This window comes from Amycolatopsis sp. cg9 (assembly GCF_041346945.1).
Classification (GTDB): domain Bacteria; phylum Actinomycetota; class Actinomycetes; order Mycobacteriales; family Pseudonocardiaceae; genus Amycolatopsis.
Window position 1 is genome coordinate 10,414,293 of sequence record NZ_CP166850.1, and the last position, 26,873, is coordinate 10,441,165.

23 protein-coding genes are annotated in these 26,873 nt (G+C 71.2%); 7 read left to right on the forward strand and 16 right to left on the reverse strand.

The window, feature by feature from the left end; genetic code table 11:
• Positions 1 to 13: 13 nt before the first annotated feature.
• The 8 genes from AB5J73_RS47465 to AB5J73_RS47500 form a co-directional block, all read right to left on the reverse strand.
• Positions 14 to 1,666, reverse strand: a complete 1,653-nt coding sequence (locus tag AB5J73_RS47465; protein WP_370966697.1) for a GMC family oxidoreductase N-terminal domain-containing protein — start codon at positions 1,664 to 1,666, stop codon at positions 14 to 16.
• Positions 1,663 to 2,232 carry a DUF5987 family protein gene (locus tag AB5J73_RS47470; protein ID WP_370966699.1) on the reverse strand — a complete coding sequence of 190 codons (570 nt, stop codon included), beginning with the start codon at positions 2,230 to 2,232 and terminating at the stop codon, positions 1,663 to 1,665. Before AB5J73_RS47470 ends, AB5J73_RS47465 begins: the two co-directional genes overlap by 4 nt.
• Positions 2,233 to 2,266: 34 nt before the next feature.
• Entirely contained in the window at positions 2,267 to 3,652 is a 1,386-nt protein-coding gene (locus AB5J73_RS47475) for a cytochrome P450 (RefSeq protein WP_370966701.1), read from the reverse strand.
• The gene (locus tag AB5J73_RS47480; protein ID WP_370966703.1) at positions 3,649 to 4,653 is read right to left on the reverse strand and encodes an enediyne biosynthesis protein; all 1,005 of its coding nucleotides are present in this window, start codon (positions 4,651 to 4,653) and stop codon (positions 3,649 to 3,651) included. Before AB5J73_RS47480 ends, AB5J73_RS47475 begins: the two co-directional genes overlap by 4 nt.
• Before the next feature lies 1 nt (position 4,654).
• The gene (locus AB5J73_RS47485; protein WP_370966705.1) at positions 4,655 to 6,628 is read right to left on the reverse strand and encodes a CRTAC1 family protein; all 1,974 of its coding nucleotides are present in this window, start codon (positions 6,626 to 6,628) and stop codon (positions 4,655 to 4,657) included.
• Positions 6,625 to 7,608, reverse strand: coding sequence for a DUF1702 family protein (locus AB5J73_RS47490; protein ID WP_370966706.1), 984 nt, complete (start codon positions 7,606 to 7,608; stop codon positions 6,625 to 6,627). Before AB5J73_RS47490 ends, AB5J73_RS47485 begins: the two co-directional genes overlap by 4 nt.
• A 224-nt stretch (positions 7,609 to 7,832) precedes the next feature.
• Positions 7,833 to 8,828, reverse strand: coding sequence for a DUF1702 family protein (locus AB5J73_RS47495; protein ID WP_370966708.1), 996 nt, complete (start codon positions 8,826 to 8,828; stop codon positions 7,833 to 7,835).
• 31 nt (positions 8,829 to 8,859) lie between these two features.
• Positions 8,860 to 9,765: a helix-turn-helix transcriptional regulator gene (locus AB5J73_RS47500; protein ID WP_370966710.1), complete on the reverse strand. Its 906-nt coding sequence runs from the start codon at positions 9,763 to 9,765 to the stop codon at positions 8,860 to 8,862.
• Positions 9,766 to 10,262: 497 nt separating this feature from the next.
• Here AB5J73_RS47500 and AB5J73_RS47505 point away from each other — a divergent pair, with 497 nt between their 5' ends.
• Both AB5J73_RS47505 and AB5J73_RS47510 read left to right on the forward strand, forming a co-directional pair.
• On the forward strand, positions 10,263 to 11,069 hold the full coding sequence (locus AB5J73_RS47505) for a BTAD domain-containing putative transcriptional regulator (protein ID WP_370966712.1): 807 nt from the start codon (positions 10,263 to 10,265) through the stop codon (positions 11,067 to 11,069).
• Between the two features lie 66 nt (positions 11,070 to 11,135).
• Positions 11,136 to 11,834 carry a winged helix-turn-helix transcriptional regulator gene (locus tag AB5J73_RS47510; protein ID WP_370966714.1) on the forward strand — a complete coding sequence of 233 codons (699 nt, stop codon included), beginning with the start codon at positions 11,136 to 11,138 and terminating at the stop codon, positions 11,832 to 11,834.
• Between the two features lie 52 nt (positions 11,835 to 11,886).
• Here the strand turns inward: AB5J73_RS47510 and AB5J73_RS47515 are convergent, their stop codons facing one another.
• A complete protein-coding gene (locus AB5J73_RS47515; RefSeq protein WP_370966716.1) occupies positions 11,887 to 13,110 on the reverse strand; it encodes an RNA polymerase sigma factor in 1,224 nt (407 codons plus the stop codon).
• The gene (locus tag AB5J73_RS47520) at positions 13,107 to 13,490 is read right to left on the reverse strand and encodes a YciI family protein (RefSeq protein ID WP_370966718.1); all 384 of its coding nucleotides are present in this window, start codon (positions 13,488 to 13,490) and stop codon (positions 13,107 to 13,109) included. Before AB5J73_RS47520 ends, AB5J73_RS47515 begins: the two co-directional genes overlap by 4 nt.
• 126 nt (positions 13,491 to 13,616) lie before the next feature.
• Here AB5J73_RS47520 and AB5J73_RS47525 point away from each other — a divergent pair, with 126 nt between their 5' ends.
• A complete protein-coding gene (locus AB5J73_RS47525; protein ID WP_370966720.1) occupies positions 13,617 to 14,282 on the forward strand; it encodes a maleylpyruvate isomerase family mycothiol-dependent enzyme in 666 nt (221 codons plus the stop codon).
• Positions 14,283 to 14,304: 22 nt separating this feature from the next.
• On the opposite strand, the gene AB5J73_RS47530 is transcribed toward AB5J73_RS47525, so the two are convergent.
• Positions 14,305 to 14,925, reverse strand: a complete 621-nt coding sequence (locus tag AB5J73_RS47530; protein ID WP_370966722.1) for an L-threonylcarbamoyladenylate synthase — start codon at positions 14,923 to 14,925, stop codon at positions 14,305 to 14,307.
• A 140-nt stretch (positions 14,926 to 15,065) separates the two neighbouring features.
• Between AB5J73_RS47530 and AB5J73_RS47535 the strand changes: the two genes are divergently transcribed.
• Both AB5J73_RS47535 and AB5J73_RS47540 read left to right on the forward strand, forming a co-directional pair.
• A complete protein-coding gene (locus AB5J73_RS47535; protein WP_370966724.1) occupies positions 15,066 to 15,581 on the forward strand; it encodes a DUF899 family protein in 516 nt (171 codons plus the stop codon).
• A gap of 180 nt (positions 15,582 to 15,761) precedes the next feature.
• Complete coding sequence (locus AB5J73_RS47540; RefSeq protein WP_370966726.1) at positions 15,762 to 18,176, forward strand: sensor histidine kinase; 2,415 nt, start codon at positions 15,762 to 15,764, stop codon at positions 18,174 to 18,176.
• A 52-nt stretch (positions 18,177 to 18,228) separates the two neighbouring features.
• Here the strand turns inward: AB5J73_RS47540 and AB5J73_RS47545 are convergent, their stop codons facing one another.
• Together AB5J73_RS47545 and AB5J73_RS47550 are read right to left on the reverse strand one after the other, a co-directional pair.
• Complete coding sequence (locus AB5J73_RS47545; RefSeq protein WP_370966728.1) at positions 18,229 to 18,834, reverse strand: DNA-binding response regulator; 606 nt, start codon at positions 18,832 to 18,834, stop codon at positions 18,229 to 18,231.
• A gap of 315 nt (positions 18,835 to 19,149) precedes the next feature.
• On the reverse strand, positions 19,150 to 19,326 hold the full coding sequence (locus tag AB5J73_RS47550; protein WP_370966730.1) for a hypothetical protein: 177 nt from the start codon (positions 19,324 to 19,326) through the stop codon (positions 19,150 to 19,152).
• A gap of 454 nt (positions 19,327 to 19,780) precedes the next feature.
• Between AB5J73_RS47550 and AB5J73_RS47555 the strand changes: the two genes are divergently transcribed.
• Both AB5J73_RS47555 and AB5J73_RS47560 read left to right on the forward strand, forming a co-directional pair.
• Complete coding sequence (locus AB5J73_RS47555; RefSeq protein WP_370966732.1) at positions 19,781 to 20,533, forward strand: helix-turn-helix domain-containing protein; 753 nt, start codon at positions 19,781 to 19,783, stop codon at positions 20,531 to 20,533.
• Positions 20,534 to 20,793: 260 nt separating this feature from the next.
• Positions 20,794 to 21,399, forward strand: coding sequence for a DNA-binding response regulator (locus tag AB5J73_RS47560; RefSeq protein WP_086860973.1), 606 nt, complete (start codon positions 20,794 to 20,796; stop codon positions 21,397 to 21,399).
• A 185-nt stretch (positions 21,400 to 21,584) separates the two neighbouring features.
• On the opposite strand, the gene AB5J73_RS47565 is transcribed toward AB5J73_RS47560, so the two are convergent.
• The 3 genes from AB5J73_RS47565 to AB5J73_RS47575 form a co-directional block, all read right to left on the reverse strand.
• On the reverse strand, positions 21,585 to 22,775 hold the full coding sequence (locus AB5J73_RS47565; RefSeq protein ID WP_370966734.1) for a sensor histidine kinase: 1,191 nt from the start codon (positions 22,773 to 22,775) through the stop codon (positions 21,585 to 21,587).
• A gap of 67 nt (positions 22,776 to 22,842) precedes the next feature.
• Positions 22,843 to 24,288: a SagB/ThcOx family dehydrogenase gene (locus tag AB5J73_RS47570; protein WP_370966736.1), complete on the reverse strand. Its 1,446-nt coding sequence runs from the start codon at positions 24,286 to 24,288 to the stop codon at positions 22,843 to 22,845.
• A 50-nt stretch (positions 24,289 to 24,338) separates the two neighbouring features.
• Positions 24,339 to 26,645 carry a TOMM precursor leader peptide-binding protein gene (locus AB5J73_RS47575; RefSeq protein ID WP_370966738.1) on the reverse strand — a complete coding sequence of 769 codons (2,307 nt, stop codon included), beginning with the start codon at positions 26,643 to 26,645 and terminating at the stop codon, positions 24,339 to 24,341.
• Between the last annotated feature and the right edge of the window lie 228 nt (positions 26,646 to 26,873).

Below are 26,873 nucleotides of genomic sequence, written 5' to 3' on the forward strand. Positions count from 1 at the left end.
CGGGGGCGGTGATTCAGTTGCCGGCGACCAGGTCCAGTTTGGACACCGCGCGCCGGCCCGTGATCGAGCCGTCCGGCGAAGGAGCGCCGTACTTCACGTCCACCCCGCGCGACTGCAGTTCCCGGACGATCCCCGGGATCGAACGCTCCGCCAGTGCGGCGATGGTCATCGCCGGGTTGACCGTGAGCGCACCCGGCACCGACGCGCTGTCGGTGACGAAGATGCCCGGGTGGTTGCGCAGCTCGTGGTTCGGGTGCAGCGCGGACGTCGCCGCGTCGTCACCGATCCGGCAGGACGCCAGCGGGTGCACGGTGTACGCACCGACGACGTCGTTGGTCCACGGCGAAACCTTGGCCAGGCCGTCCTTCTCGATGATCGCCTTGCAGTCGGCGTCGGCCAGCGCCCAGCCCCGGCGGGTGTTCTCCGTCGGGTCGTAGCGCAGCGGGCCGCGGCCGAGCATCTGCTGGGAGATCCGGTACGCGTTGCCGGTCGGCGGCGGCGTGCCGAACACCCCTTCGTTGTCGTCCTCGGTCATCAGGAAGATCGTGAGCCAGTTGGCCCACTGCTTGAGGATCTCCTTCTTCTCCGCCCCGTACCAGCGCGGCTCCTCGCCGCCGGGCACCTGGGCGAGGATGGTGCCCAGCCCGGGCGGGAAGTACAGCTGCTCCAGCGAGTACCGCTCGTACTCCGGCAGCGACCCGTCGAGCTTGTCCCAGTTCGCGACGGTCGGGCCCTTGCCGATGTGGTTGGCCGAGTACACCGGACCGTCCTCACGGGACAGTCCGAGCACCTCGCGGACGCGGTCCTCGTCGATGATCGCGGTGTTGAGCCGCTCGCCGTTGCCGGAGAAGTAGCGCCCGACGCCGTGCGGCATCTCGCCCAGCGCCGCCTCCGAACGCTGCAGGATCACCGGGGTCGCGCCGGCGCCCGCGGCGATGATGACGACCTTCGCCTCGATCACGCCGGTGCCGGTGTGCACCCGGTAGTCCTCTTCGTCCACGATGTCGAAGTGGACGCGGTAGCTGCCGTCCTCGGTGCGCTCCAGTCGCTGGACCTCGTGCAGCGGCCGGATCTCGGCGCCGTGCGAGAGCGCCGCGGGCAGGTAGTTCGTCAGCATCGACCGCTTGGCGTCGAACTTGCAGCCCGCCATCATGAAGTTGCAGTTGACGCAGGTGTCGTTGTCCACCGCGACCGGCGCCGGGTTGGCCGTGCGCCCCGAGTGGTTGCACGCCGCCGCCCACAGGCCGCCGGCGTAGGAGACGTCACTCCAGTCCTGTTTGGACACCGGGATCGACTCGTCGACGCGGTCGTACCACGGCTCCAGGCTGTCGCGGGAGATCACCGACGGCCACATCCGGCGCCCGATGCTGCCGTGGCGCTCGAAGACGAAGCGGGGCGCGCGCGGCATAGCGGCGAAGTACACCACGCTGCCGCCGCCGACGCAGTTGCCGCCCAGCACGCTCATCCCGTCGCCGACGACGAAGTCGAACGCGCGCGTGTAGGACGAGCCCAGCAGGTAGTCGTGTTCGAAGTCGGCCGCGGCCAGCCACGGCCCGCGCTCCAGCACGGTCACCTTCGCCCCGCCGGCGGCGAGGTGGTAGGCCGGGATCGAACCGCCGAAACCGCTGCCGACGATGACGACGTCGGTCTTGTCGATGGCGTTCATGCGGGGCTCCCGGAAGGCGTGGTGTCGGGGTGGAGCTCGGCCAGCTTGCGGCCGTAGCCGTACTTCGGGAACCGCCAGAACCCGTCGGCGTCCGGCGCGGTGTACCCCAGCGCCAGCAGACCGGGGTGCCCCTCGCGGATGGCCTCGGCGGTGTGCTTGTGCGCGGCGCTGTCGAAGGCCATGTTGCAGAACAGCGCGAGGCTGACCCAGCCGTCCTTCTCCGGGTGCCCCGGCGTGGTCAGCCGGTGCACCAGCTCACGGCGGTGCTCGTACGGCAGCGCGACGAACGGCGGGACGTCGTGGTCGAGCTCCAGCTCCACCTCGCCCGCGTAGGTCTTCGCGTGGTCGTTGAGCGACTGCGCGAGGTAGGGCAGGCCGGCCGTGACGCCGGTCGCGTCGAAGTTCAGCAGCTCGAGCGCACCCGCGGCGACCGAGCCGGGCCCGGGCGCGGCCCCGGCGATCGCCCGGTCCTCCGGGAACCGCTTCTCGCCGGGCACGATCGTGTCCGCGTACGCCTCGAGAGTCATGTTCATGACGCGTTCTTCTTCGGTGGCCTCGGGTTGCACCGGCCTACCTCCTCATCGAATGTCTACAGTGGCCTCAGGCGGCTTCGGACCGCCGCGTCCGCTCCCGGCGGTGCACGGTCATCGGCAGCCCGCCGCGCACCCGCAGCGAGAGCATCGCCTCGGGGTCGACGACCTTGCCCGGCACCTTGCGCAGCTCCAGGTCCCGCGCGGTCATCGCCAGCACGAACACCGCCTCCATCACGCCGAGGCTGTTGCCGATGCAGAACCTCGGCCCGGCGCCGAACGGGAGGTAGGCGTACCGCGGCGGCCGCCCGGCCGGGTTGGCCGGGTCGAACCGTCCCGGGTCGAAGCGCTCCGGGTCGGTCCAGAACTCCGGGTTCCGGTGCAGCGTGTAGGGCACGACGACGACGTCGGACCCGGCCGGCACGTGGTACCCGCCGATCTCGTCGTCGGCCTGGGCGATGCGCGGCAGCAGCCACACCGGCGGGTAGAGCCGCATGACCTCTTCGACCACCGCGACGGTGAACGTCAGCCGCCGCAGGTCCTCGTGCTCGGGCAGCCGGTCGCCCAGCACCTCGACGGCCTCGGCGTGCAGCCGCTCGGCGACCTCCGGGTGCTCGTCGATCAGGTGGAACGCCCAGCCCAGCGTGCTCGCCGTGGTTTCGTGCCCGGCCAGCAGCAGGGTGATCAGCTCGTCGCGCATGCGTTCGCGCGAAGCGCCGTCCGCCGAACCCGACGCGATGAGCCGGGACAGCACGTCCTCGCCGTTCTCGACCGGGTTCGCCAGTCGCTGGTCGACGAGTTCGTCGGCGATCCGGCGCAGGTCCTCGCGCGCGGTCCGGAAGTGCAGCTGCTTCTTGAGCGGCACCCACTGCGGGACCATGCTCAGCGTGACCGCCTCGAACATGGCCTGGTCCTGCACGGCCTCGAACGAGTGGCCGAGGGTTTCGTACCCGCCCAGCTCGGCGTCGAGCAGCGTCTTGCCGAGCACGCCGAGGGTCAGCCCGGTCATCTCGTGAAGGATCTCGACCGGCCCGTCGTGCGCGGCCAGCCGCCCGATCAGCGCCTCGACCTCGGCGGCGACGATGCCGGCCTGGCGCGAGATCCGCTTGGGCTGGAACACCGGCTGGATCGTCCGGCGCTGCTGGCGCCAGGTCTCCCCGTCGCTGGTGAGCAGGCCGTCGCCGAGGGCCCGGCGGGCCTCCTGCAGGCCGATGCCCTTGTGGTAGTTCGCCGCGTTGTCCGCGAGCACGTGCTTGGCCAGGTCGGGGTGGTTCACCAGGTACATCGCCTTCGGTCCGATGGCGATGCGGACGACGTCGCCGTAGGCCTCGGCGTTGTCGCCCATGAGCGCGAGCCGGTCGGTGAAGAGCTGCTTCAGCAACCGGAGGGTCGCGCGGCGCGGCGGCCCGGGCGGCACGGTGTGCGCCGCCCGGGCTTCGTGCTGCGAACCGGTCATGCCGCGACGGCTCCCGGCTTCTCGTCGTCGGCCGGCGGTGCCGCGGCGAGTTCGAGCTTCGCCTTCTGCGCGGCCTGGTCGGCTTCGAACTTGATCCGCGCCTTGTTCGAGAAGTGCAGGCCCCACAGGAACATCCCGCGGATCAGGCAGATGGTCGCGGTGGCCAGGAACAGCCCGTAGGCCACGTGCACGGCGGTGAAGAAGCCGTACGCCAGCGCCACGCCGGAACCGAAGGCGAACTGCGAGGCCGGCTTGGACGGCGACGTACCCGGGTCGGTCACCATGTAGTTGGTGTAGAGCACGAACGCGACGCCGGTGCCCATCGCCAGCGCGCCGGGGATCGACGTGCCGAAGATCCAGCCGCGGACGAAGGCCTGGACCACGAAGAAGCTCAGCCAGCCCGCGATCAGCCACATCCGGTTGGTCAGCAGCGCGTTGAGCACCGTGCCCGAAATCAGGATGATGGCGACGATCAGCCAGCCGCCCCAGGTGGGGATCTGCTCGGTGAAGTGGTACGGCGGGGCGATGCTGGCCCACGGGAACACGAGCAGGATGATCGTGATGCCGAAGTTCGACGGGTTCATGTAGTGCCGCATCCGGCCGTACACCGGAGCCTGCAGCACCCACTTCGCGCCGACCGCGACGACGACGCCGAACATCATCACGAGGATCTGGTCGTTGACGTAGGTCAGCATGTTCAGCGCGAGACCGGTGATGTGCGCCGGCAGCAGGAACTCCACGAGCCCCTTGAAGCCGTTGCCCCGGAACCGGACGTCGCGGTGCGTCACCCTGGCGTTGATGATCTCGAGCAGGATCTCCGTGGTGTACGCGGTCGCCAGCGCGACGAACGGGTAGAGCCACGGCTGTTCGAAGCCGAGGACCGTGTAGCCGATGATGTTGAAGATCGTGATCGAGATCGCGAACCGCCGCAACGCGGTGATGACCTTGTTGGTCCGCTTCGGTGGCGCGCTGTCCACCTTGGTCAGAGTCGGGGTGGCCATGTCACATCGCTTCCTTCGCCGTGGAGCCCAGCTGGTACATGTGGCAACCGGGTTCGAGCTTCAGGTCCTGCGTCCGCAGCTGCCCGGTCCGGTCCCGCCACTGCAGGTGCACGTCGAGCGGGCCGCTGACGTCCTGGCCGAGGCCGATCTGGACGTCGAAGCTGCGCCGGCCGGCCTCACCGCTGCTGCCGTCGACCCGGCCGAGGTACTTCTTGCCGTCCGAGGTCGTCACGGTGACCTGGGCACCGATCGCGGGCGGGCCGGCCGCGGGCAGCGGGCCGGGTGCCACCGGGCCGTCGGTGAACAGCTTCAGCTGCAGGAACTTGCCGGCGTTCGGGCTGTCGTTGTGGTAGAAGATCGGCTGCTCCCACTGCCGCGCCACGGCGAACTCGGGCAGGCCGTCCCCGTCGGTGTCGCCGACGGCGATGCCACGAGTGGGCACCGGCACCGCCAGGCCCAGCTTCGGCGCGAGGTCGACGTACCGGCCGTCCGGGCTCTTCACGAAGAAGTGCAGGGTCTGGTCGCCACCGATGTCGTCACCGGCGCGGGCGTTCGGCCACCAGAAGGGGTTGGACAGCAGACCGTCGTGCGCGGTCGCGATCTCCTGCAGGTTCGGCCAGCGGTTGACCTGGCCCTTGACGAACCCGGTCGCCTGGGCGATCTGGTTTTCGCCGCTGTTGTTGAAGTCCTGGATCTTGACGTCCCAGCCCCAGCCGGACCACGCGGTGCCTGCCGAAGCGCTGTCGTCGTGGAAGGGGGCGACCCCGTCCTTCAGCTGCGCGGTCAGGTCCGCGTTGTCCTTGGCCCGGTTCATGAACTGGAAGTTCGACTCTTCGATGCCCCACGACGTCGTGATGTTGCTGACGAACAGGTCGTAGAGGCCGTCGTGGTTCAGGTCGCCGAAGTCGACGCCCATCCCCTTGAAGGAGTCGTGGCCCAGCACCTTCGACTTCGGGTCGTCGATCCCGCGGACCCCGGTGACCTCGCCGAACTCGATGTGGCCCGGCGTGGACTTGTTGTACAGGAAGTGGTCGTGCCCGAAGTCGTTCGCGATGTAGAGCTCGGGCAGGCTGTCGCCGTCGACGTCGGTGGCGCTGGAGGCCAGCGTCCAGCCGAGGCGAGCGCTCTCCGGGATCCCCTGGGACGCGTCGACGAACTGCGCGCTCGGGTCCGCCCCGGCCTTGGCGCCGGTCCAGCGGTAGATGAACTTGGCGCCGGAGTTGGTCGCGTGCGACATCGACTGGTTCAGCGTGATGCCGCCGTCGGCGTTCGGGTCGAGGACCTTGCTGTCCGGGAAGTAGTTCCCGACGAAGATGTCGACGTGGCCGTCGCCGTCGAAGTCGCCGATGGTGACGGAGTCGGTGTTCCACAGCGGACCGTTGTACTTGCCGTCGGCCCCGCGGTGGTTGCCCGGCACCAGCTCGGTCGGCTGGAACGCGGACGCGTCGAACTTGGTCGCGTTCGCCTTCTGCAGGAACAGCACCGGGGTCCGGCCCCAGTAGTAGGCGAGGACGTCGGTCCGGCCGTCTTCGTTGTAGTCACCGGGCACGCAGCCCATCGGCGCCATGTAGTCCCACGTCGGCAGCGCCGGGGCGGGGTCGAGCGCGAAGGGCGCGTACCGCGGGCCGGAGTCCGGCGCCGGCGTGATGACGACCTGGTCGCTGCGCGGGTCGACCAGGCAGAGGTCGTTGGGCTTGCCGCTGCCGCTGATGTCGTTGATGGCGATCGCGGCGCCGACCGAGGAGATCCACGCGGCGATGTGCTCGTACTCCTTGTTCACCGTCCGGATCGACTGCGACTTCGTGGCCGCGGGCAGCGCGATCGTCATCGGGGTGAAGTGGAACTTGTCCGCCATCTGGTCCTGCTCGGCGGCGGAGACGCTGGGCAGCCGTGCGACCAGGAACAGGCCGAGGATCAGCACCAGCGCCACGATGCCCGCCAGCTGCTTGCGCAGCCAGCCGAAGGTCGCGGTCATTTGTTCTTCCCTCCGTGGGTCAGCACTTCTTCGGCGATCCGCTGCCGCCAGGTTTCGAACGCCGGGACGTCGTCACCGTCGACGACCACGGCCGGCCGGACCTCTTGGGTGATGGCGGCGGCGCGTTCGGCGGGCAGCCCGCAGATCGCCTGGGCCGCCATCTCGGTCTCCGGGATCATCAGGCCCGACCGCACCCGGCACTCGGCGGCGAAGGCGCTGCCCTGGGCCAGCGGCCCGTGGTGGATCCCGGCGCGGTCGACCAGTTCACCCAGCTCGTCGGCGGTGACGCCGCACGCGTAGGTCGAGGCCAGCCCCACCCCCGCGTACAGGTCGCCGTGGCGCGACTCGGGGAACTCCTCGATCGTCTTGGTCACCAGTTCGACGTCGGTGCCGCAGATGAACCACAGCGCCCGGCCGATGCCCTGGTCGATGGCGCGCAGGGCGTAGCCGTCGTAGCGGCGGTCCGGCCAGGAGAAACCCGGCTCCTGGTACTGCTGCCGGATGTACTTCTCGGTCTTGAAGTACGCCTGGTGGAAGCCGTAGCCGTCGAGCACCAGCCAGCGCAGCAGCGGGTCGAACGCCGACGCCTTCGGCCACGCGAACCGCGGGAGCCGGCACATGGCCCAGCCGACCCCGACGTAGATGATGTAGTCGTGCTTCTCGCCGGGACCGGCCAGGAACTCGGCGATGTTGGTGCTCTTGCCGAAGGGCAGCCCGTCGAGGACGCCGTACCCCATTCCCGCGCCTTCGTAGGCGAAGCCGCGGAACTGCGTCGGGATCTGCTCGAGCCATTCCTCGGCCTGCTCGACCGACCGGGCTTCGACCGCGTGCGCGTAGCCGAGGAGGAACTTCTCCCCGACCGTCTCGAGCCGTTCTTGAGCGGCTGGGCTCTTCCGGTGGAAACCCCGCTTCTCCAGCGAGGTCTCCGAGACATTCGGTGTCAGGATGCGCCGTCTGAGCGCGCGCCAACCATTGCCCAACGCACTCTCCCCCTTACGGGTCGAATAGGAAGGTGTCGCTTCTTCGCCTTCTACGGTCACAGATTCGCTGGTCAGCGCTCTACTCCACATTTGCGTGGGCGAGCCTGGCCTCTCCGCGAGTGCGGAATCCGCCTCAGCTCGCCGAGCCGGGCTGAAGGGGACGTTCATCTCATCTGATGCGAGGAACGTCCCCTTCAGCTCATGAGATGCGAGCAAAGTCCCCTTCAGCTCGCGCGACGCTTTGCGGCGACGTCGAATTCGTCGCGGATCCGCTGCCGCCACAGCTCGTAAGCGGGTTCCGGGCCGTCCTCGCCGTCGGCCCGCTCGGTGCGGTCCGCGAGGTTCTGCGCGCCCTGCACCGACAGGTCGGTGAGCACGCCGGCCGCGAGGTGCGTGTGGGCCGGGACGTAGCCGGAGTACGTGCGGGCCTTGACCGCGAACACCACACCGAGCGCGAGCTCGTCGTAGTGCTCCCCGGCCAGCCGCCGCAGCTTGCCCAGCCCGGCCTGGTCGGCCCCGCCGGCGAACGTCGCCGCGAGCCCGACGCCGCTCCACAGGTCCGCCCGGCGGCCCTCGGCGAACCGCCCGACCGCGGCGGCGACCGCGTCCGGGTTGCCGCCGTTGATGAACCACAGCGCCCGGCCGACGCCCTGGTCGAAGGCGCGCGCGAAGTACTCAGGGCGGCCCGCCCACGGGTAGGGCTGCGGCTCGGCCTGCTCGCCGACCCACTTGTCGGTGTCGAAGTAGGCGCGGTCGAAGCCGAAGCCGTCGACGGCGAGCCAGCTCATCACCGGGTGGTAGGCCACCCCGGACAGCTCGGGCAGGATGTTCTTCCACAGTGGACGCGGCAGCCGCGCCATGGCGAAGCCGATCCCGATGTAGGTCAGGAAGATGTGCGGGCGGCCCGGTCCTTCAAGCAGCTCGCGCGTGCGGTTGCGGCCGCCGCCGGGCATGGCGTCGAGGATCGTGTACCCCATCGTGGCGCCTTCGTAGGCGAACCCGCGCTGCTCGGGCTCGATCAGCGCGAGCCGGCGCTCGATCTCCCACAGCGAAGCGCCTTCGATGGCCCATTCGAACCCGCACACGACCGCCTGCGGCACCGCCTCCAGCCGGGCCGTCGCTTCGGTGTGGGTGACGGGGAAGCCGCGTTCGGCGAAGCCGACCGAAGCGAGCGAAGGAGCGAGCACCCGCTTGCGGAGTACTCCGATGACAGTGGACATCGTCGTGGTCGTCCTTACTGTGTCGGGGGGATCAGGCGACGGCGCGCAGGTGCGGCCGCTGGGCGGCGAGCATGCGCTGGGTGAACGGCGACTGCTTCGACGCCAGGGTGATCGCGATCGGCGCGTCGGTCGACGCGGGGGCGCGCAGGCCGACGCGGCCGGTGGACTGGCCGTGCGGGGCCACCTGCACGGCCGAGTAGCCGATCGAGAAGCGCGGCCCGGCGTGGCCCGGCTGGTGCTGGGCGACCGCGATCGCCGTCCACCGCCCGGCCGGGACGCCGTGGATGGTGAGGTCGCCGGAGGTCATGTTGGCCATGCCGCCGAAGGCGACCGGGCCGCACTGGGGCACCGGGTCGGCGAACAGCCCGACCAGGGTGTCCGCCGGCGCCGCGCCGCGCGGCATGTCCAGCTGCAGCGACAGCACGCCGGAGCCGGTCTGCAGCGAGGCGCAGCTGCGGCCGGCCGCGCGCAGCGTCCGCAGCGGCGGGAGCCGCTGGAACGTCGGCGAGATCGCCACGAGCAGCTCGGCCACCTGCGGCTCGCGGTACTGCGTCGGGGTCATCCCGACCGCCCGCGAGAACCGGCTGGTGAACGTGCCGACGCTGCTGTAGCCGACGCTGCACACGATGTCCGAGACGTTCAGCGACGTCGTCAGCAGCAGCCGCTTCGCCTCGAACAGGCGCACGGCGGTGAGGAACCTGCCGGGGGTGACCCCGGTGGCCTCGGCGAACATCCGCGAGAAGTGGAACCGGCTCACGAACACCTCGGACGCCAGCTCCGCGAGCGTGATCGGCTCGAAGTACCGCTCCTGGATGGACGAGATCGCTTGCAGGACGGCGGGCCGGACCGACTTTTCAACTCGCTCGAGCGCCGGTTCGCGGCGCTGTTCGCCGAACTCGCTGTCGTCCCCGACAGCCGCAATAGAGCGCAACATCATCAGTCCAAACCTCGAATTCCCCTGATGGCAGTTCTCCTGGTTCTCTTGGTGCCAGGGAAGACGCCACTTCTCGCAGATCGATCGACGAGCGATTGAGGAATCCCGACGTCCGTCCAACCCGGACGCGTGACACCCACCCGGGTGCGGGAGTTGCGCCGGGGTGTGGCGTGCGCAACGCCCGGGTCCGGCGTGCGCAACACCCGCGGTCTTGATCGTCCGCGGTCCGCCGGGAGTCCCGTCTGGTCCGTTCCGGGGACCCCCTGGACGGCCCGGGTCCTGGTTCGGCCAGATGGCCGCGGGTGCACAACGCACATCCGGGCCGTGCGAAACGCATGCGGGGACGGGGCGAACGCACGAGGACTCTGGTGGGCGGTTCACTGGCCGCGGGGGCCCCGCTCTGTCACATTCGGATAGAAGCCCGGAGTTCGGCCGTCCACCGACCCGCGCGGCACGAACTGGGGAGCGCGAGGACGCATTGATGATGCTGGAGGCCTGCCATGTACTCCGAACAGCGGCGAACCGACGAGCCGGACCAGGGTGGTGTCCGCTTCACCGTACTGGGGCCGCTGGAAGTGCTGCGTGGAGGAACCGACTACGCACCGACGACCCCGAAGGTGCTGGCACTGCTGGCCGTGCTCGTGATGCGACCGGGGAAGATGGTACACATCGACACCCTGATCCGGGAGCTCTGGTCGGACAACCCGCCGCGGACGGTCCGGACCACGCTGCACACCTACGTCTACCACCTCCGCCGGTGCATCGACCAGAACGAGCTGGCCGCGGACGGCGAAAAGATGTTGACCACCAAGCAGTCCGGTTACACCTTCCACATCGATCCGACGCAGGTGGACACGTACGACTTCACCCGGCTGCAGCAGATCGGTCACGAGCACCAGGACGCCGGCGACCACTCGGCCGCCGCGGACGCCTACCGCGCGGCGCTGGACCTCTGGTCCGGCACGCCGTTCGCGAACGTCCACTGTGGACCGGTGTTGTCCGCGTACCGGACCGAGCTGCTGGAGCAGCGGCGCAGTGTCCTGCACCTGCGGATCGAAGCGGAGATCATCGGCGGGCGGCACCGCGAGCTGATCGGCGAGCTGCGCTCGCTGACCACCGGCAGCCCGCTCGACGAAGCCCTGCACGGGCAGCTGATGCGCGCGCTCGGCCGCAGCGGACGGCGGTCGGACGCGATGACCGTCTACCGCAGGCTCCGTTCCCGGCTGGCCGGCGAATTGGGCGTCGAACCGTGCGACGACCTGCAGACGCTGCACCGGGAGCTGATCTCCGAAGGCGACCACCGCTGATCCGCCCAGACTTCCCCGGCACCCGCCGACCGTCGGATCGCCCGAGAAAGAAGTGAGGAACGTTCGATGCCCACTGCACCCACCCGTGCCTACGGCCAGTTCTGCGGCGTCGCCCGCGCGCTCGAGCTCATCGGTGAACGCTGGTCGCTGCTGATCATCCGCGACCTGGTGCTCGGCGCGAAGCGCTACGACGAGCTGCAGGCCGGCCTGCCGAAGATCCCGCCGTCCATCCTGTCGGCCCGGCTCAACGAGCTGGAGGCGACCGGCGTGATCCGCCGCCGCGTCCGCGCCGAGCTCGAAGCCGGCCTGGTCTACGAGCTGACCCAGTACGGCAGCGAGCTCGACCACATCCTGCTCGACCTCGGTCTCTGGGGCGCCCGCTCGCTGCACGCCCCCGGCGCCGACGACGTGTTCACCCTGGACGCGGCGATCCTGTCGCTGTACACGACGTTCCGCGCCGAGTGCGCGGAAGGCGTCCAGATCAACTTCGAGATCCGCTACGACGACCGCATGATCGTGCACGCCCTCGTCGAGGACGGCGCGGTCAAGGTCGGCGAGGGCCGGTTCCCCGGCGCCGAGCTGGTCATCAAGGCCGTGCACGGTGCGGCGCTGCTGGACCTGATGAGCGGCCAGCTCACCGCGCCCACCGCGCTGCGCTCGGGCAAGATCACGATCGAGGGCGAGCTTTCCGACCTCGAGCTGTTCGCCCAGCTGTTCCACGTCCCGGCGGCTCCGGAGCCGGCCACGGGCATCGTGGTCCGCTGACCCGCTGTCGTGAAAGGGTCGTTCATGTCGTCCGGCGACGTGAACGACCCTTTCACGACGTCGGTGCGCCGCCGAGCCGGTCCGCTTTCGCTTGCAGGTAACGGCGTTCCGGGCCGCTCTCGGTCCGCTTCGCCGCCCTGAGGTAGAACTCGCGCGCTTCCGCCGGCCGCCCGGCCTCTTCGAGCAGGTGCGCCCGGACCGCGTCGGCCCGGTGGGCCACGTCGACGCCGTCCAGCAGTTCCAGGCCCGCCGCCGGGCCCGACACCTGGGCGACGGCCACCGCCCGGTTGACCGCCACCACCGGGCCCGGCATGAGCTCGGCCAGCACGCCGTACAGCTCGACGATCTGCGGCCAGTCCGTCGTCGCCGTGCTCGGCGCTTCGTCGTGCAGCGCCGCGATCGCCGCCTGGACCTGATAGGGCCCGATCGGGCCGCGCCCGAGCACCGCGCGGACCAGCTCGACGCCCTCCGCGATCATCGCCGCGTCCCAGCGCGTGCGGTCCTGCTCCGGCAGCGGGACCAGCTCGCCGTCCGGGCCGGTGCGCGCCGCCCGCCGCGCGTCCGTCAGCAGCATCAGCGCCAGCAGGCCCGCCACTTCGCCTTCGCCCGGGATCAGCGCGCGCACCGCGCGCGTCAGCCGGATCGCCTCCGCGGCCAGCTCGACGCGCAGCAGGTCCTCCCCCGACGTCGCCGTGTAGCCCTCGTTGAAGATCAGGTACAGCACCTGGAGCACCACGCGCAGCCGCTCCGGGAAGTCGGCGGGCGACGGTTCGCCGAACGTCGAGCCCGCCGCCGCGATGCTCTCCTTCGCGCGGGTGATGCGGCGCGTCATGGTCGGCTCGGGCACCAGGAACGCGCTGGCGATCTGCGCCGTGGTCAGCCCGCCGACCGCGCGCAGCGTCAGCGCGACCTGCGAAGGCGGCGAAACGGCGGGGTGGCAGCACAGGAACAGCAGCGTGAGCGTGTCGTCGGAGTCGGCGGGCCGCTCTTCCCCGGGTCCGGCGACGACGGGGGCCGGTTCGCGCACGGCGACCGTCTCTTCGCGACGCCGCCGGGCGCTTTCGCTGCGCCAGAGGTCGGTCAGCCGGCGGGTGGCGACCGTGATCAGCCAGCTGCGCGGGTGGTCCGGGACGCCTTCGGCCGGCCACTGCTCGCTCGCCGCGAGGAGCGCCTCCTGGACGGCGTCCTCGCACGCGTCGAACTGGCCGTACCGGCGGACGAGCACGCCCAGCACCTGCGGCACCAGCGGCCGCAGGACCTCGGCGACCCCGGTCACGCCATGGGGACTTCGGTTTCGGCGTCGGCGAAGAAGACGACCTCGCGCACCTCGATGCCGAGGCCTTCGACGGCGGCGTCGGGGATCATCGCCGCGAGCTCGACGGCGCGGTCCTTGCTCGCGCACTCCACGAGGTAGTAGCCGGCGAGGAACTCCTTGGACTCCACGAACGGCCCGTCGGTGACGGCCGGCAGTCCCGACCGGACCCGCACGACGGAGCTGTCGGCGACCGCGCCGAGCGCCTGCGTGCTGATCATCTCGCCGGATTCCCTGATCGTGCGGATGAAATCCTGGTGCCCGGTCATGATGGTGTCCATCTCGGCTTCGGAGAGGTTCGCCATCACGTCGGGGTTCAGGTACATCGCCAGCAGGTACTTCACGCCCGCTCCCTTCGTCCGTGCGGATGAACATAGCCGAGGCGGACGTCGCAACCGCGGAGTGGAGCCCCCGCGAGCCCGCCTGCCAGCCTGGACCCGGGCAGTCCCGGACCCAGGAGGGTGGCACCGATGGCCGACGTGTTCACGGACCTGCAGACCGAGACGGAGGCGCTGGCCGAACTGGCCGAACGCCACGGGTACGGTCCCGGCCCGAACATCACCGGGCACTTCGCCCGGTTGACGTCGACCGCGCGGCTGGTCCGGCTCAGCGTCGAAAACCCGGGTGCCTTCGGCGTCACCCCGCAGATCTCGTACGACTCGCTCGACGAGGCCATCCTGATCTGGCTGATCGAGCAGCGGAAGGCCAACGCCCTGCTGGCCGCGGCCCCGCCGGAGCCGGAGCTGCCGTGGAGCGACGGCCCGCTGCGCCCGTCGGTGCTGGCCGCGGCCGTGCTGACCGAGGTCTTCGCCGGCGGCCAGGACATCGCCGACCTGTTCGGCGTCACCCCGCAGCGCGACGACGCCATCGGCCACGTCGCCTACTACGGCGTCCGGACCAGGGACCGCGCCTACCGGCGCCACCAGGAGACGCCACCCGCGAAGCCGTTCCGCTTCGAGCTGGTGGCCCCGTCGGGAGCGCGCTGGGACTTCGGCCCGGAGAACGCGACCGACCGCGTGAGCGGCCCGGCGGAGGACTTCTGCCTGCTGGTGACCGGCCGCCGCTTCGCCGAGGACCTGGACCTGGCGTTCACCGGCCGCCACACCGCCGAATGGCTGGAACTGCTGGAGAGCTGACCGCACGGCCGCGCGCCTGGCGTCACTCGAACGGGGCCGGGTCACCCGCGCCGACGCGCAGGATCTCCGCCTCCCCCGAGGAGAAGTCCACGACGGTCGTCGGCTCCACCCCGCAGTCCCCCGAGTCGAGGACCGCTTCCAGGACGTTGTCGAGCTCTTCCTTGATCTCCCAGCCCTGCGTCATCGGCTCGCCCTCGCCGGGCAGCAGCAGCGTGCTCGACAGCAGCGGTTCGCCCAGCTCGGCGAGCAGCGCCTGGGTGACGCGGTGGTCCGGGATGCGCACGCCGACCGTCTTCTTCTTTTCGTGCATCAGCCGCCGCGGCACCTCCTTGGTGGCGGGCAGGATGAACGTGTAGCTGCCCGGGGTCGCCGCCTTGATCGCGCGGAACACCGAGTTGTCGACGATGACGAACTGCCCGAGCTGGGCGAAGTCCTGGCAGACCAGCGTGAAGTGGTGCCGGTGGTCCAGCTTGCGGATGCTGCGGATCCGGTCGAGCCCGTCCCGGTTCCCCGGCCGGCACCCGAGCGCGAAGCACGAGTCGGTCGGGTAGGCGATCAGCCCGTCGCCGCGGAGGATCTCGACGACCTGGCCCAGCGACCGCTTCTGCGGGTTCTCCGGGTGCAGGTCGAAATAGCGTGCCATGGGCCGAGCCTAGGGTCGCCCGCCCGGACCGGCACGGCGGGGCCGCGTCTCCTAAGTTGCGGTTCCCCGGCCGAACCCTGGGCTCCGGCCCCGGTACCGGCTCACAATCCGCTGTGGGACCAAGCCAGGGAGGACGAGTCATGACGGAGCTGACCGTGCCGGAGCTGGACCGCCCCCGCGTCGTCGCCGGGGCCGAGTACCTGTTCGAGGGTTCGCGGGGCCGCGTTTCGCTGGCCGAACTGTTCGGCGGTCACCAGCGCCTGGCCGTGCACCACCCGATGGCCGACCACAGCGGACCCGCCGACGTGGCGCGGACCGCCGACGTCGCGGCCGCGCTGGACGATCCCGGCCTGCGCCTGGTGCTGGTGTCCCGCGCGCCCTACGCCAAGGTCGCGCAGTACCGGCGGCACCTGGGCTGGGACGTCGCCGCGTTCTCGGCCGCGGGCACCGGGTTCACCGACGACTTCCCCGCGACCCGGCACATCCCCGGTGCCGCGGGCGACGATTCGTGGGACGACGACGAGTCCGGGCTGAGCTTCTTCCGGCTCTCCCAGGGTTCGGTGCTGCACACCGGATCGGTCGCCGTGTCGCGCCTCGACTTCCTCGGTCTGCTCGCCCACGCGTTCGGGTTCCCGCCCGCGCCGGGCGGCCGCTGACCGGCTGTCAACTCCGTTTCCCGGCGTCCGAACGGCCCGCCGGGACCGTTCTGCGCGCTTTCGCACCGTTTTCGGCGCGCTCCCGTGAGTTAGGATCTACCGCACGCCATGCACACCGCGTCCAGGTTCCGGCCTCCCGAGCGGACCGGCCGCCGCGCAGACTCCGGGGGGTCCGCACTGATGTCTCCGGTCGCCGCACTCGAGCCCCCCACCGGGCGCTCAGCGACCGCCGAACCCCGCGGCACGACCGCGGCGGACCGGCGTCCACGACTGGCCACCTACCTGGCGGCGGCCATCGTCGTCGTCGTGGTCGCCGGGTTCGGCGTGGTCGGCGTGGTGAACCTGCTGCCGACGTCGGTCGACGGCTGGCACGCCGTGTACGCGATCGCCGCCGTCGCCGGGCTGCTCGCGATCCAGCTGCTGTGGTTCAGCCGGCCGGGCGCCCAGCTCGACTCGGCGACCAGCCGGGTCCTGCTCGCCGTCGTCGTCGTACTGGCCTACCTGCCCATCCCGACCTTCGGCGTCTACTGGGCGGACATGCCGGACTTCGTCGGCGGCGCGGCGCTGCTCGTGCTGCCGCCCCGGTGGGCCTGGCCGACGCTCGTCACGGTCTGCCTCAGCGTCGTCTTCGTCTACTGGATCTTCGACGCCGCGCCGCTGTCCGCGATCTACAACGGGCTCGCGGCCGCCTTCTACAGCTTCCTGTTCTACCTGCTGGCCCGGCTCGTCCGGCTGGTCAACGAACTGCACCAGGCCCGCACCGAACTGGCCCAGCGCGCGGTCGCGGAGCAGCGCCTCGCCTTCGCCCGCGACCTGCACGACCTGCTCGGGCTGAGCCTGTCCGCGATCGCCCTCAAGGGCGAGCTCGTGCACCGGCTGATGCGCAAGTCCGTGGACCGCGCCAAGGCCGAGCTGGGCGAGATCACCGCCACCGCGCAGCGCACCCTGTCCGACGTCCGCGCGGTGTCCCACGGTTACCGGGAGCTGTCGCTGGAGAAGGAGTCCCGGACCGCCGAGACGCTGCTGTCGGCCTCCGACATCGCCGTGCAGATCCACCTCGACCAGGGCGACCTGCCCGTACAGGCGCGCACGCTGCTCGCGCGGGTGCTGCGCGAAGGTGTCACGAACGTCCTGCGCTACAGCGAAGTCGAGCACTGCGAGATCGACGTCCGGCACCACGACGGCAAGGTCACCCTCGAGATCGTCAACGACGGGGTGACGGCGGACGACCCCGCGCTCGGCCCGGACAGCAAGCTGACCGCCCTGCCCGACGAGGTCGCCGCGCTCGGCGGCACCGCGACCGTGAAGACCGGCGCGGACGGCCGCTTCCGGCTGCGCGTCGACCTCCCGGTACCCGACCGGACGGTGCGGTCCGCCGCGCCCGAAACGGAGCGGTCGGCGAGCGACTCGAAGCGGATCCGCTGGCTGCTGCCGGCGTGCATGGCCATCATGGGGTGCGGCGCGACCGTGCACGTGCTCCAGCTGACCACGCAGGCGTGGCAGGTGGCGCTGGTGGTCGGCTGCGTGGTGGCGCTGCTGGCCCTGCAGTTCTCGTACTTCAACCGGCCGTTGACGCAGCTGCGGTCGGTGCAGAGCTACGGCATGCTCTTCGTCCAGATCTGCCTGACCTACCTGCCGCTGCTGCCGCTGGGCGCGAACTGGGTCAGCGTGCCCGGGTTGCTGATCGGGACCGGGCTGCTGGTCCTGCCGCCGGTGGCGGGCTGGGCGTTCTTCGCGGTCAACATCGCGGCCTACGCGGAGATCCAGCGGTTCTCCGGCGCGGACGTCACCTCGACGGTCTTCTACACCGCCGCGACCGTGATGACCGGGCTGGCCGTGTTCGGGCTGCTGTGGCTGGTGCGGCTGGTCACCGAGCTCGACATCACCCGGCGCCGGCTGGCCGAGATGGCGCTGGCCGAGGAACGCCTGCGGTTCGCCCGCGACCTGCACGACCTGCTCGGCATGAGCCTGTCCGCGATCGCGCTGAAGAGCGAGCTGACCGCGCGGGTGCTGCCGCTGGACCGCGACCGCGCCGCCGAGGAGCTGACCGAAGTCCTCGGCCTGACGCGGCAAGCCCTTTCCGACGTCCGGTCGGTCGCCAGCGGCTACCGCGAGCTGTCCCTCGACAGCGAGTCGCGCACCGCGAAGTCCGTGCTGGTGGCGGCCGACGTCCGGGTGCGGATGGAGATGCTCGAGGACGACCTGCCGATGCCGGTGCGGACGGTGCTGGCCGTCGTCCTGCGCGAAGGCGTCACGAACGTCCTGCGGCACAGCCGGGTCGAGAGCTGCGAGATCGCGATGCGCCGCATGGACAACGGGATCTGCCTCGACATCGTCAACGACGGCGTCGAGCGCAACGGCGACGGGCCCCGCTCCGCCCGCCAGGAGCCCGGCGCGGCCGGGGCGCCCGCGGCGCCGGCAGAACCCGCGGTGCCCGCACCGCGGCGCCCGGACACCGTCGTCACCCCGCGGGACACCTCGCCGGGCAGCGGGATCGGCAACCTGTCGCACCGGGTCACCGACCTCGGCGGTGAACTCACCGCCGGGGTCGAGCCGGACGGGCGCTTCCGGCTGCGCGTGGTCGTACCGGTCTGAACCACGAGAATACTGGTCTGCACCTTTTGGTCCGGACCAGTTTCTTCGCGGCTCAGAGCCAGCCGGACTCTTCCGCGATGCGGATGGCGTCGACCCGGTTGCGGGCGTTGAGCTTCGCGACGATGGTCGTCAGGTAGTTCCGGACCGTGCCGGCCGACAGGTACAGGCGCGCGGCGACTTCGACGGTCCCGTAGCCCTGCGCGGTCATCCGCAGCACGTCGAGCTCGCGGCCGGTGAGCGGGCAGTCCACCGTGTCCCAGGCGGCCAGCGCCAGGTCCCCGTCGACCATGCGGCGGCCCGCGAGGACCCCGCGCACGGCGTTGGCCAGCTTGTCGGGCGGGGCGTCCTTCAGCAGGAACCCGCCCACCTTGGCGTCCAGGGCGCGCCTGAGCGTCCCGGGCCTGCCCAGGCTGGTCAGGATGAGGGTCCGGCACTCCGGGAGCTGCTCGTGCAGCTCACCGGCCGCGGTGAGCCCGTCCTTGCCCGGCAGGTCGATGTCGATGACCGCCACCTGCGCCTGCTTGGCCCTCGCGGTGGGCAGGATCTCCAGCCCGGACGCGACCTCCGCGACGACCTCGATGTCGGGCTCCAGCCGCAGCAGGGCGACCAGCGCGCCCCGCACGATGTGCATGTCCTCGGCAACCAGCACTCTGATCACGGGTGCCTCCGCACTCACGATTCCCCAGAAGCTCAGTTAAACATTCTGCTTGACGAATCGGTTGCACCATTCGGGCACCACTTTGCCGCTACTGCCGCGGGAATACACCGGGTCAGGTAAGTACCAGGTTAAAAATGCCACCTGGCGACCGGACGGCTACCGGCCGTGACGAGCGGACCGGCGGTACGGTTGGAAACTCCCCGGCCGGCGAGAGTGGACACTCGGGCCCTCCACATGCGACGAGCCGGTCGCGGCGGACACGGGAGGCATCCGTCGAGACCGGCTCGGCACCCTCAGGAACAGGGCAAACACCCCTCAGGCTGCTTCGAGGAGGTCCATGTTGCAGATGGTGCCCATGACGGGGCGGACGTCGGCGCCGCGGTTGCTCCACTGCTCGAAGCGGTCGATGGCCAGATCGGTCGCGGTCTTCTCGAACTCGATACCCATATCGGCGAAAAGTGCGCGGACGTCAGCGGAAACCTGTGCGGACATTTTTTGCTCCCAGTGGCGAAGATGAATGCTTCACGTGACATAAATCGTCGCCGAACGACGCTGGGACAGCCAGTGCCCGCATCATCGGGGCACTGTGGCTTACACATGGTCCGTGCGGTTCCGGAGCAGACTCCGAACGGACTAACAAGAAGTCGAATCATGAGCGGATCACGCCGATTTCGTGACCAAGCGCGGTCGGCCGGATGCGCTTTGCTATCACCGGCACGGGTGACACACGTCCGGTGCACGTCGGCTACCCGCTCCGAACCCCCACAAACAGGGCATGTGCAAAACGCATGTCGACCACCGGTGAAATCCACGTCGACCGGTGCACAGAGCACTTAAGAAGTAGACGGCAACGGATCTACAGTTTTAGCCGGAATCAATTCCCGCTCCGGGTGCCTTCGCCGGGAAGGCGATCGGGCGGCACTCCTCGACCGGAAGGACGGCCACCATGGATGAGATCGTCCGGCAAGCCGTGGCACGAGCGATCGTGACCATGCGAGACAACCTGGGCGAGCGGCTCACGATCGACGACCTCGCCCGCGCGGCCATGTTCAGCAAGTTCCACTTCACCCGCGTGTTCCTGCGGGTCACCGGGCTCTCGCCCGGCCGGTTCCTCTCGGCCCTGCGGCTGGCGGAAGCGAAACGCCTGCTCGCGACCACCGTGATCTCGGTGGCCGACATCAGCCACCAGGTCGGGTACAACAGCGTCGGCACCTTCAGCGCGCGGTTCAGCGGCAGCGTCGGCATCTCGCCGTCCGGGTACCGCCAGCTGCACGGCATGGCGCCGCGGATCGCCGACCGGCAGGCCGAGCCGGGCTCGGGCGCCACGGTGCGCGGGCAGCTGCGCCTCTCGTCGCCGGCCGATGTCGGACCGGTGTTCATCGGGCTCTTCAGCGCCCGCATCGCCGAGGGCACCCCCGCCCGGCACGTGGTCGTGCCCGGTCCCGGGCCGTACGCGCTGGCCGACGTTCCGCTCGGGTCATGGTACGTGCTGACCCACGCCTTCGGCACCTGCGCGCTGGACGGCAACCAGGCGCTGCGGCCGTTCACCGGCCTCACCGGCCCGGTGCACATCCAGCGCGGCGTCACGGCGAGCCTGGCCGACGTGCGGCTGCGCCCGCGCCACGGCTTCGACCCGCCCGTCCTGCTGGCCCTCCCGGACCTGCGCCAGGCCGCGGTTTCGCGTTCGCTGGCGAGCTGAACGAAGCACTGGGGATGCGCCGCCCGCGGTCCGCGGGCGGCGGGAAGACTGGGGATGAGCCCGCGGCCGTTCGGCCCAACCTGCCGTCATCGGCCGCGGGATTGCGGGCACCCGCCTATCTCGGGTAAGTGCGCGGGAATTGAGGGGACATTCTCCCCGGGTGCGCGATCGGGGTTTCCCTTCCGCGAAACTCCGGCGTCGCCGGGCAATGGCGTACAATTACCGTTCGGAGTCGTCGGACTGGGGTGCGAGGTACCGTCGTGATCAAGGTGTTGCTGGCCGAGGACATGCACATGGTCCGCGGCGCGCTCGTCGCCTTGCTGAACCTCGAATCCGACATCGAGGTCGTCGCCGAGGTGTCCACGGGGGACCAGATCCTGCCCGCCGCGAAGGCGGCCCAGCCCGATGTCGCGATCATCGACATCGACCTGCCGGGCAAGGACGGCCTGTCCGCCGCGATCGAAATCCACGAGAGCCTGCCGGACGTCCACACGCTGATCCTGACCAGCCTCGGCCGGCCGGGCACGGTCCGCCGGGCGCTGGACGCCAAGGTGAACGGCTTCCTGCTCAAGGACGCGCCGTCGGACAAGCTGGCGAACGCGGTCCGGTCGGTCGCGATCGGACGCCGGGTCATCGACAGCGAACTGGCGCTCGCCGCCTGGGAAACCGACGACTGCCCGCTGACCCCGCGCGAGATCGAGATCCTCTCGCTGGCGGCCCGCGGGCGCACGGTCGCCGACATCGCGTCCGAGCTGTTCCTGTCGGCGGGCACGGTCCGCAACTACCTGGCCGCCGTGGTGACGAAGCTGAACGCCCGCAACCGGGTCCACGCCATCCGCATCGCCACCGAAGCCGAGTGGCTCTGACCGCACCGGTCCTGGAAAGCGCTTTCGCCCGCCTCCACCACGAGCACCCCAATGTGGCGTTCGGTGCGTCCAGCGCACCCAATGCGGCGTTCGGTGCGTCCAGCGCACCCAATGCGGCGTTCGGTGCGTCCAGCGCACCCAACGCCACATTGGGGTGCTTGGGGCGGTGGGGAGGCGGGGCGGGGTCAGCTCGCCCGGGGGCGTTCGCGGCGCACCGACCCGACCGGGATGGCGACCAGGAGGCGGTGGGTGCCGTCCGGGCCCACTTCCGTCGTCAGCGTGCCGTTCATGGCCTCCACGCGGTCGCCGAGGTTGCGCAGCCCCGCTCCCGAGCCCTCGCCGCCGCCCGCGCCGTTCGCGCCGTCGTTGACGATCTCCAGCCAGGCCGTGCCGTTCTCCGTGCTCACCGAAAACGCGCACCAGCTCGCGGTGCTGTGGCGCACCACGTTCGTCACGCCTTCGCGCAGCACCGTCCCCAGCGTCGTGGCCACCGGCGGCGGCAGCTCGCCGATGCCGGAGCGGGCGACCGTCACGCGGGTGCCCGCGGCGCTCAGCACCTCCGCCGCCGCGCGGCACTCCTCGTCCAGCGACAGCTCGCGGTAGCCGGCCGCGATCGTGCGGACGTCGGCCAGCGCGCGCCGGGACATCACGAGCAGCTCCGCCAGTTCCGCCTTGGCCAGCTCCGGTTTGCCGGGCACCAGGCGATCCACGAGTTCACCCTTGAGGGTGATGGCCGAAAGGCTCAATCCCAGCAGGTCGTGGAGGTCGCGGGAGAACCGCATGCGCTCCTCGGCGATGGTCCGGCGCTTCAGCTCGCACACCTCCTTCGCCCGCCCGGCGACCACCCGCGCGGCCGTCGCGAGCCCGAACAGCGACAGCGCCGCCACGCCGGCCGACACCGCGCTCCCCAACCCCGCTTCCAGCAAGCCGGCGGGCCAGCCCGGCACCGCCGAAACGACCCCGGCCACGACGCACGCGAGCAGCGCCCAGGGGACCGCTCTGGCCGGCGGGGCCACCAGCAGCAAGCCGCCGGCGAAGAACCCGCCGGCGGTGCTCCACGGCTCTCCCAGCGGCAGCAACGGCCCGAATCCCAGGACGGCCTGCGCGGTCAGGGCCAGCCAGGGGCGCCGGACGCGGCCACGGGCGAACCAGAACAGGTGCCCGGCCACCAGCCCCGCCGCGCACGCCAGCGCGGCCAGCCGGAGGAACCAGGGCGCCGCACCGGTCAGCACCGGCAAGACCGCCAGCACCGCCACGCCGACGGCGGCCACGGCCTGCGCGCCGAGCACGAGCGCGCGGGAATCCCGCCGCTCGTCCGCGACCTGCGTGGCCTGCCTCCGAAACCGCAGCCCACGCACCCGCACCGGATAAACCACGGCCCCTCCCGCGTCACCCCGCACCCCAGAGCACCAAGGTAACAGGGCGGCGCCCGGATTCAGGGGGTCAACCGACCCCGGGGAAGTCGAGGACGCACTCGCCGACGCTCACTTCGGCGGGCCACTCCAGTTTCAGCGACCGGTCGACGCGGTCGCCGGCGTCCACCGGCACGGCGTGCGCGGCGAGCCCCATCGCCTTCGCCGTGAGGTACAGGACTTGCTGGAGCGCGCCGACGTGCAGCAGCGTCGTCGCGTACGCGGCGCTGCCGAGCACCCAGGCGATCCGCGACATCCGCGCGGTCATCGTCAGCAGCACCGACGGCCGGCGGTGGCTGCCGGCGCCGATCATCGCCAGGTCGAGCAGGCCGTCCAGGGCCACCGCGTCGTCGTTGATGAGCGTCAGCGTGTGCCACAACGGGTCGTAGTGGTAGATCCCGCGCCCGAGCCCCGCGCACCGGTTGATGGCGACGTAGATTTCGAGCTCGTACAGGCAGGCGACGCTGAAGTACGGCCGTTGGGACGCCTCGTGGCCGGGCCCGCCGGGCAGGTACGTCGGCCCGATCGAGCGCACCCGCGCGGCGCGGAAGAGGAACTCCCCGATCTGCTCGGCCGACAACGCGCGCTCGGTGACCTCGGGGCACACGTGGTCTTCCTCGAGCAGCGAGCTCAGCGTCGGGTCGGTCGCCTTGAGCGCCGCCGCGTCGGGGCGGTGCAACGGGAAGGTCGGGCCCGCGGTGATCTGCTTGACCACCGGCGGCTCGGCGCCGGTCCGGCGCGGCCCCGGTTCCGAGGACCCGCCCTTCTGCCACGTCCGGCTGCGCGCGTGGAACATCAGGTCGTCGGGCGACCAGGCGGCGAGGTCGTCGTCGCCGTCCTCGGCGAACTCCGCCCAGTCGTCGGCCGCCAGCACCACGCCGGACGCCACCAGGAACGCGGCGATGTCGCCCACCACCGCTTCGGCCAGCCCGGTGGTCTCGGCGACCTGCGCGACGGTGACCGGCCGGGCGAGCGACGACGCCACGGTCACCGCGGCCGGGCGCAGCAGCGCGACCCGGTACCGGGCGCGCGGCGACTCGAGCAGCAGCCCGCCGCCGTCCGGCCGCATCGCCGAGAACCGCGAAAGCTTGATGAGCCGCCCGGGCGGCACCGGATCGGTGGGGAAGACCGGGTACTGCGTAACCGGGATCGCCGACAGCAGGGGCCCGCGGCCGTCGTTGAGCGCCAGCGAGTGCACGACCGAGCCGGACAGCCGGTTCAAGGCCTTGCGCAGCGCGCCCGCCCAGGCTTCGGCGCCGCCGGTCGCCGACGAGGCGAGGTTGCCCATCGAGACCGGGCCGAGCACCATCCGGCCCAGTGATTCGCGGACCGGCCCGGGGATGCCCGCCAGTTCGTACTCACCCCACCAGGTGATCGCGACGATCGTGTCGTCGTCCCCCGCCTCCAGCAGGGTGTCTTCGGTGAGGGACCAGAGCCGGACGGTCTCCGGGATCCCCTCCGGGTGGTCTGCAGGCAAGGCCAAACTCCTCAGGCGAACAACGAACACCGAGCTCCCGCACGGGGCGCTCAGAGGAACATCGGGAACGGGTTGAGCCGCTCGTACGGCGTCGGCGTCTCGAGCCTGCCCAGCGCGACCGGCACGTCGAACAGCCGGCCGGGGGCGAACCGGGCCCAGAAGGGGCGCAGGCCCGGGACGAGCACCTTGACCACGGGGATCCCGACGTCCGGGCGCGTCTGGTCGAGCACCAGCAGTTCCAGGCCCGCGCGGTCGAACACCCGCCCCAGCGCCTCGACGTCGTCGCGGACGTCGGGCCGGTTGACGAACGGGAAGTCCGCGGCGGTCCGCATCCGCTGCCCCGCCGCCGGCCGCAGGTACGGCTGGTTGGCGACGGTCGCGTAGGCGAGCCAGCGCCGCGCGTCCGGGTCGTCGAGCCCGTGGCCGCCTTCCTGCACGACCGGCAGCATCTGGTTGAGCTCGGTCACCGCGCGGCGCACCGCGATCCGCGGGTCCAGGTGCGCGCCGAAACCCATCATGATGTCTTCGTGCGGGCCGTCGGTCCGCCGCGAAAGCGCGACGGTCACCGGGACCCCCAGGTCGGAGGTCACGTCGAGGACCCACAGCTCGCGGCCGATCGCCGCGTAGTTGCCCGCCATCTCCTCCAGCCACGCGTCGGCGAAGGACGCGAGGTCGACCCCCGGCACCGGCGTCCGGTTGTACCACCACAGCGCCACGGCGTCGCGTTCGACGAGTTCGAGCGCGCCCTGCAGGATCGCGTCCTCCAGGCTGCTGCCCGCCGCCGCGCCGTTCGAGTCGGCGCGCACCCCGCGCGCCGCGCTCTCCCGCGGGGTCCCGTAGTACAGGTAGGACGTCGGCAGCAGGCGGCGGCGCCCGGACGGCGACCACACCGGCGTCCAGTCGGTGCGGGCCGCCGGGTCGAACGGCTCGGGGACGTGCTGGAAGTCGGCGTGCGCGCGGTTCCAGGCAAGGCGGTCGACGTACTGCCGGCCGGCGAAGAGCATGCAGGCGTTGGGGTGGACGGCTTCCTCGCCCAGCTCGTCGTAGGAGCCGCGGATGCGCAGCTCGTCGCCCTGGAAGTTGCCGGAGAACCGTTCCGCCGCCTCGCAGAGCGCGCTGACCTCCGCGTCGAGCGGGCTGACGCCCTTGCCGCCGTTCTCGCAGCGCAGCCCGGCGCGCAGCGCGGCCATCCCGGTGATGCCGCGGGCGACGTTGGGCCCGGAGCGGTAGGCGTTGGCGAACGGCGGCGCGGCCGGGTCCGGCTGGATCTCCTTGATGATCCCGGTGACCGGGCTGATCAGGTGCCGGTGCCGTTCGAGCATCTGCGACGGCGTGGCCGTGCGGTGCCCGCCGCCCCCGGTGGTCGCCTTCTTGGCCGGCCGCAGCGTCACCGGGCGGACCGAACGCCACGCGACCTGCCACGGGTCGCCGCAGCCGGGGCACTGCGGCCGGCGGCGCAGCTCGTGCAGCCGGCCCTGCAGGTCCAGCGTGTCGAGCGTCCAGACGCACTGCTGGCCGTGGTAGCGGTACCCGGCCACCCACTTGGCCGCCTCCAGCGCGACGAGGTGCGCCGCGGCCGAGGTCAGCGGCGGCAACGCCGGCATCGGGCGGCGCGCCGGCCCGGCGTGGCCCAGCTCCTCCTGCACGCACGCCTCGGCGTGCCGGTGGCCCCACAGCCGGTGGGTCAGGCAGTGCCAGCAGGCGCCGGCCGGCTGCAGCACCGGGCCGATCCACACCTGGGCGCCGAACGGGCGCGCCAGGAGCCACGGCCGCCCGGCCCGCCGGTGTTCGGCGTCGACCACGGCCAGCCGCGGGTCGAGGTAGTCGGCGCACAGCACGACCGAGAGATCGGCGGCACCCTCGTCCGCGCGCACCACCCCGAGCCCGGCACCGGCGAGCGCCCGCTCGACCGCACCGGGGTCGACCCCGTCGGCGCTGTCGCCGACCGCCGTCAGCCGCACGGTGCCCTGCCGTGCGGCCACGAGGTCGGCGTCCACGCCGCACGCGTCCCAATAGGCCAGCGCGCGTTCGTCGCCGAGCCGGTCTTCGTCGCTCTGGCTGCGCAACGTCACCAGCCCGGCGTCGACCAGTTGCGCCAGCAGCGCGGCGACCTCCTCCGGGGCCATGCCACCGGGCCGGTCCCGCAGGAGCCGGTCCAGGTCGTGCTTGCCGTCCAGGAGCGCCGCGAGCGACTCGATCTTCGCCCCGCGCATCGCGATCACGCCCTGCTCGGAGAACAGGTACGCCCCTTTGCCCGCCCTGACCTCGGCTCGCAGGTGGCGGCGGAAGGCCGGGGCCCGCGTCGGGGTCGCGCCGCCGTCTTCCGGGACCCGTGCGTTGACAGCTGTCGTGCGCATGGGCTCTCCTGCCGGTAGCCGGGTGGGGCGGGACGAGAACTTGAATCCTGCTCCACGCGAGGTCTACTCAGCCAGTGCGGCAAACACGGAGAAGTCATGCAAAACGCATGGGTTGACATGGGAAACGCATGGTGGGCCGGTGCGGGACTCACTGGCCGCGCACCGCGCTGAACCGTCACCGTAGACAGCGACGCCCGCGGCGGATTGGTGCGTCACGGGGCACCGTAT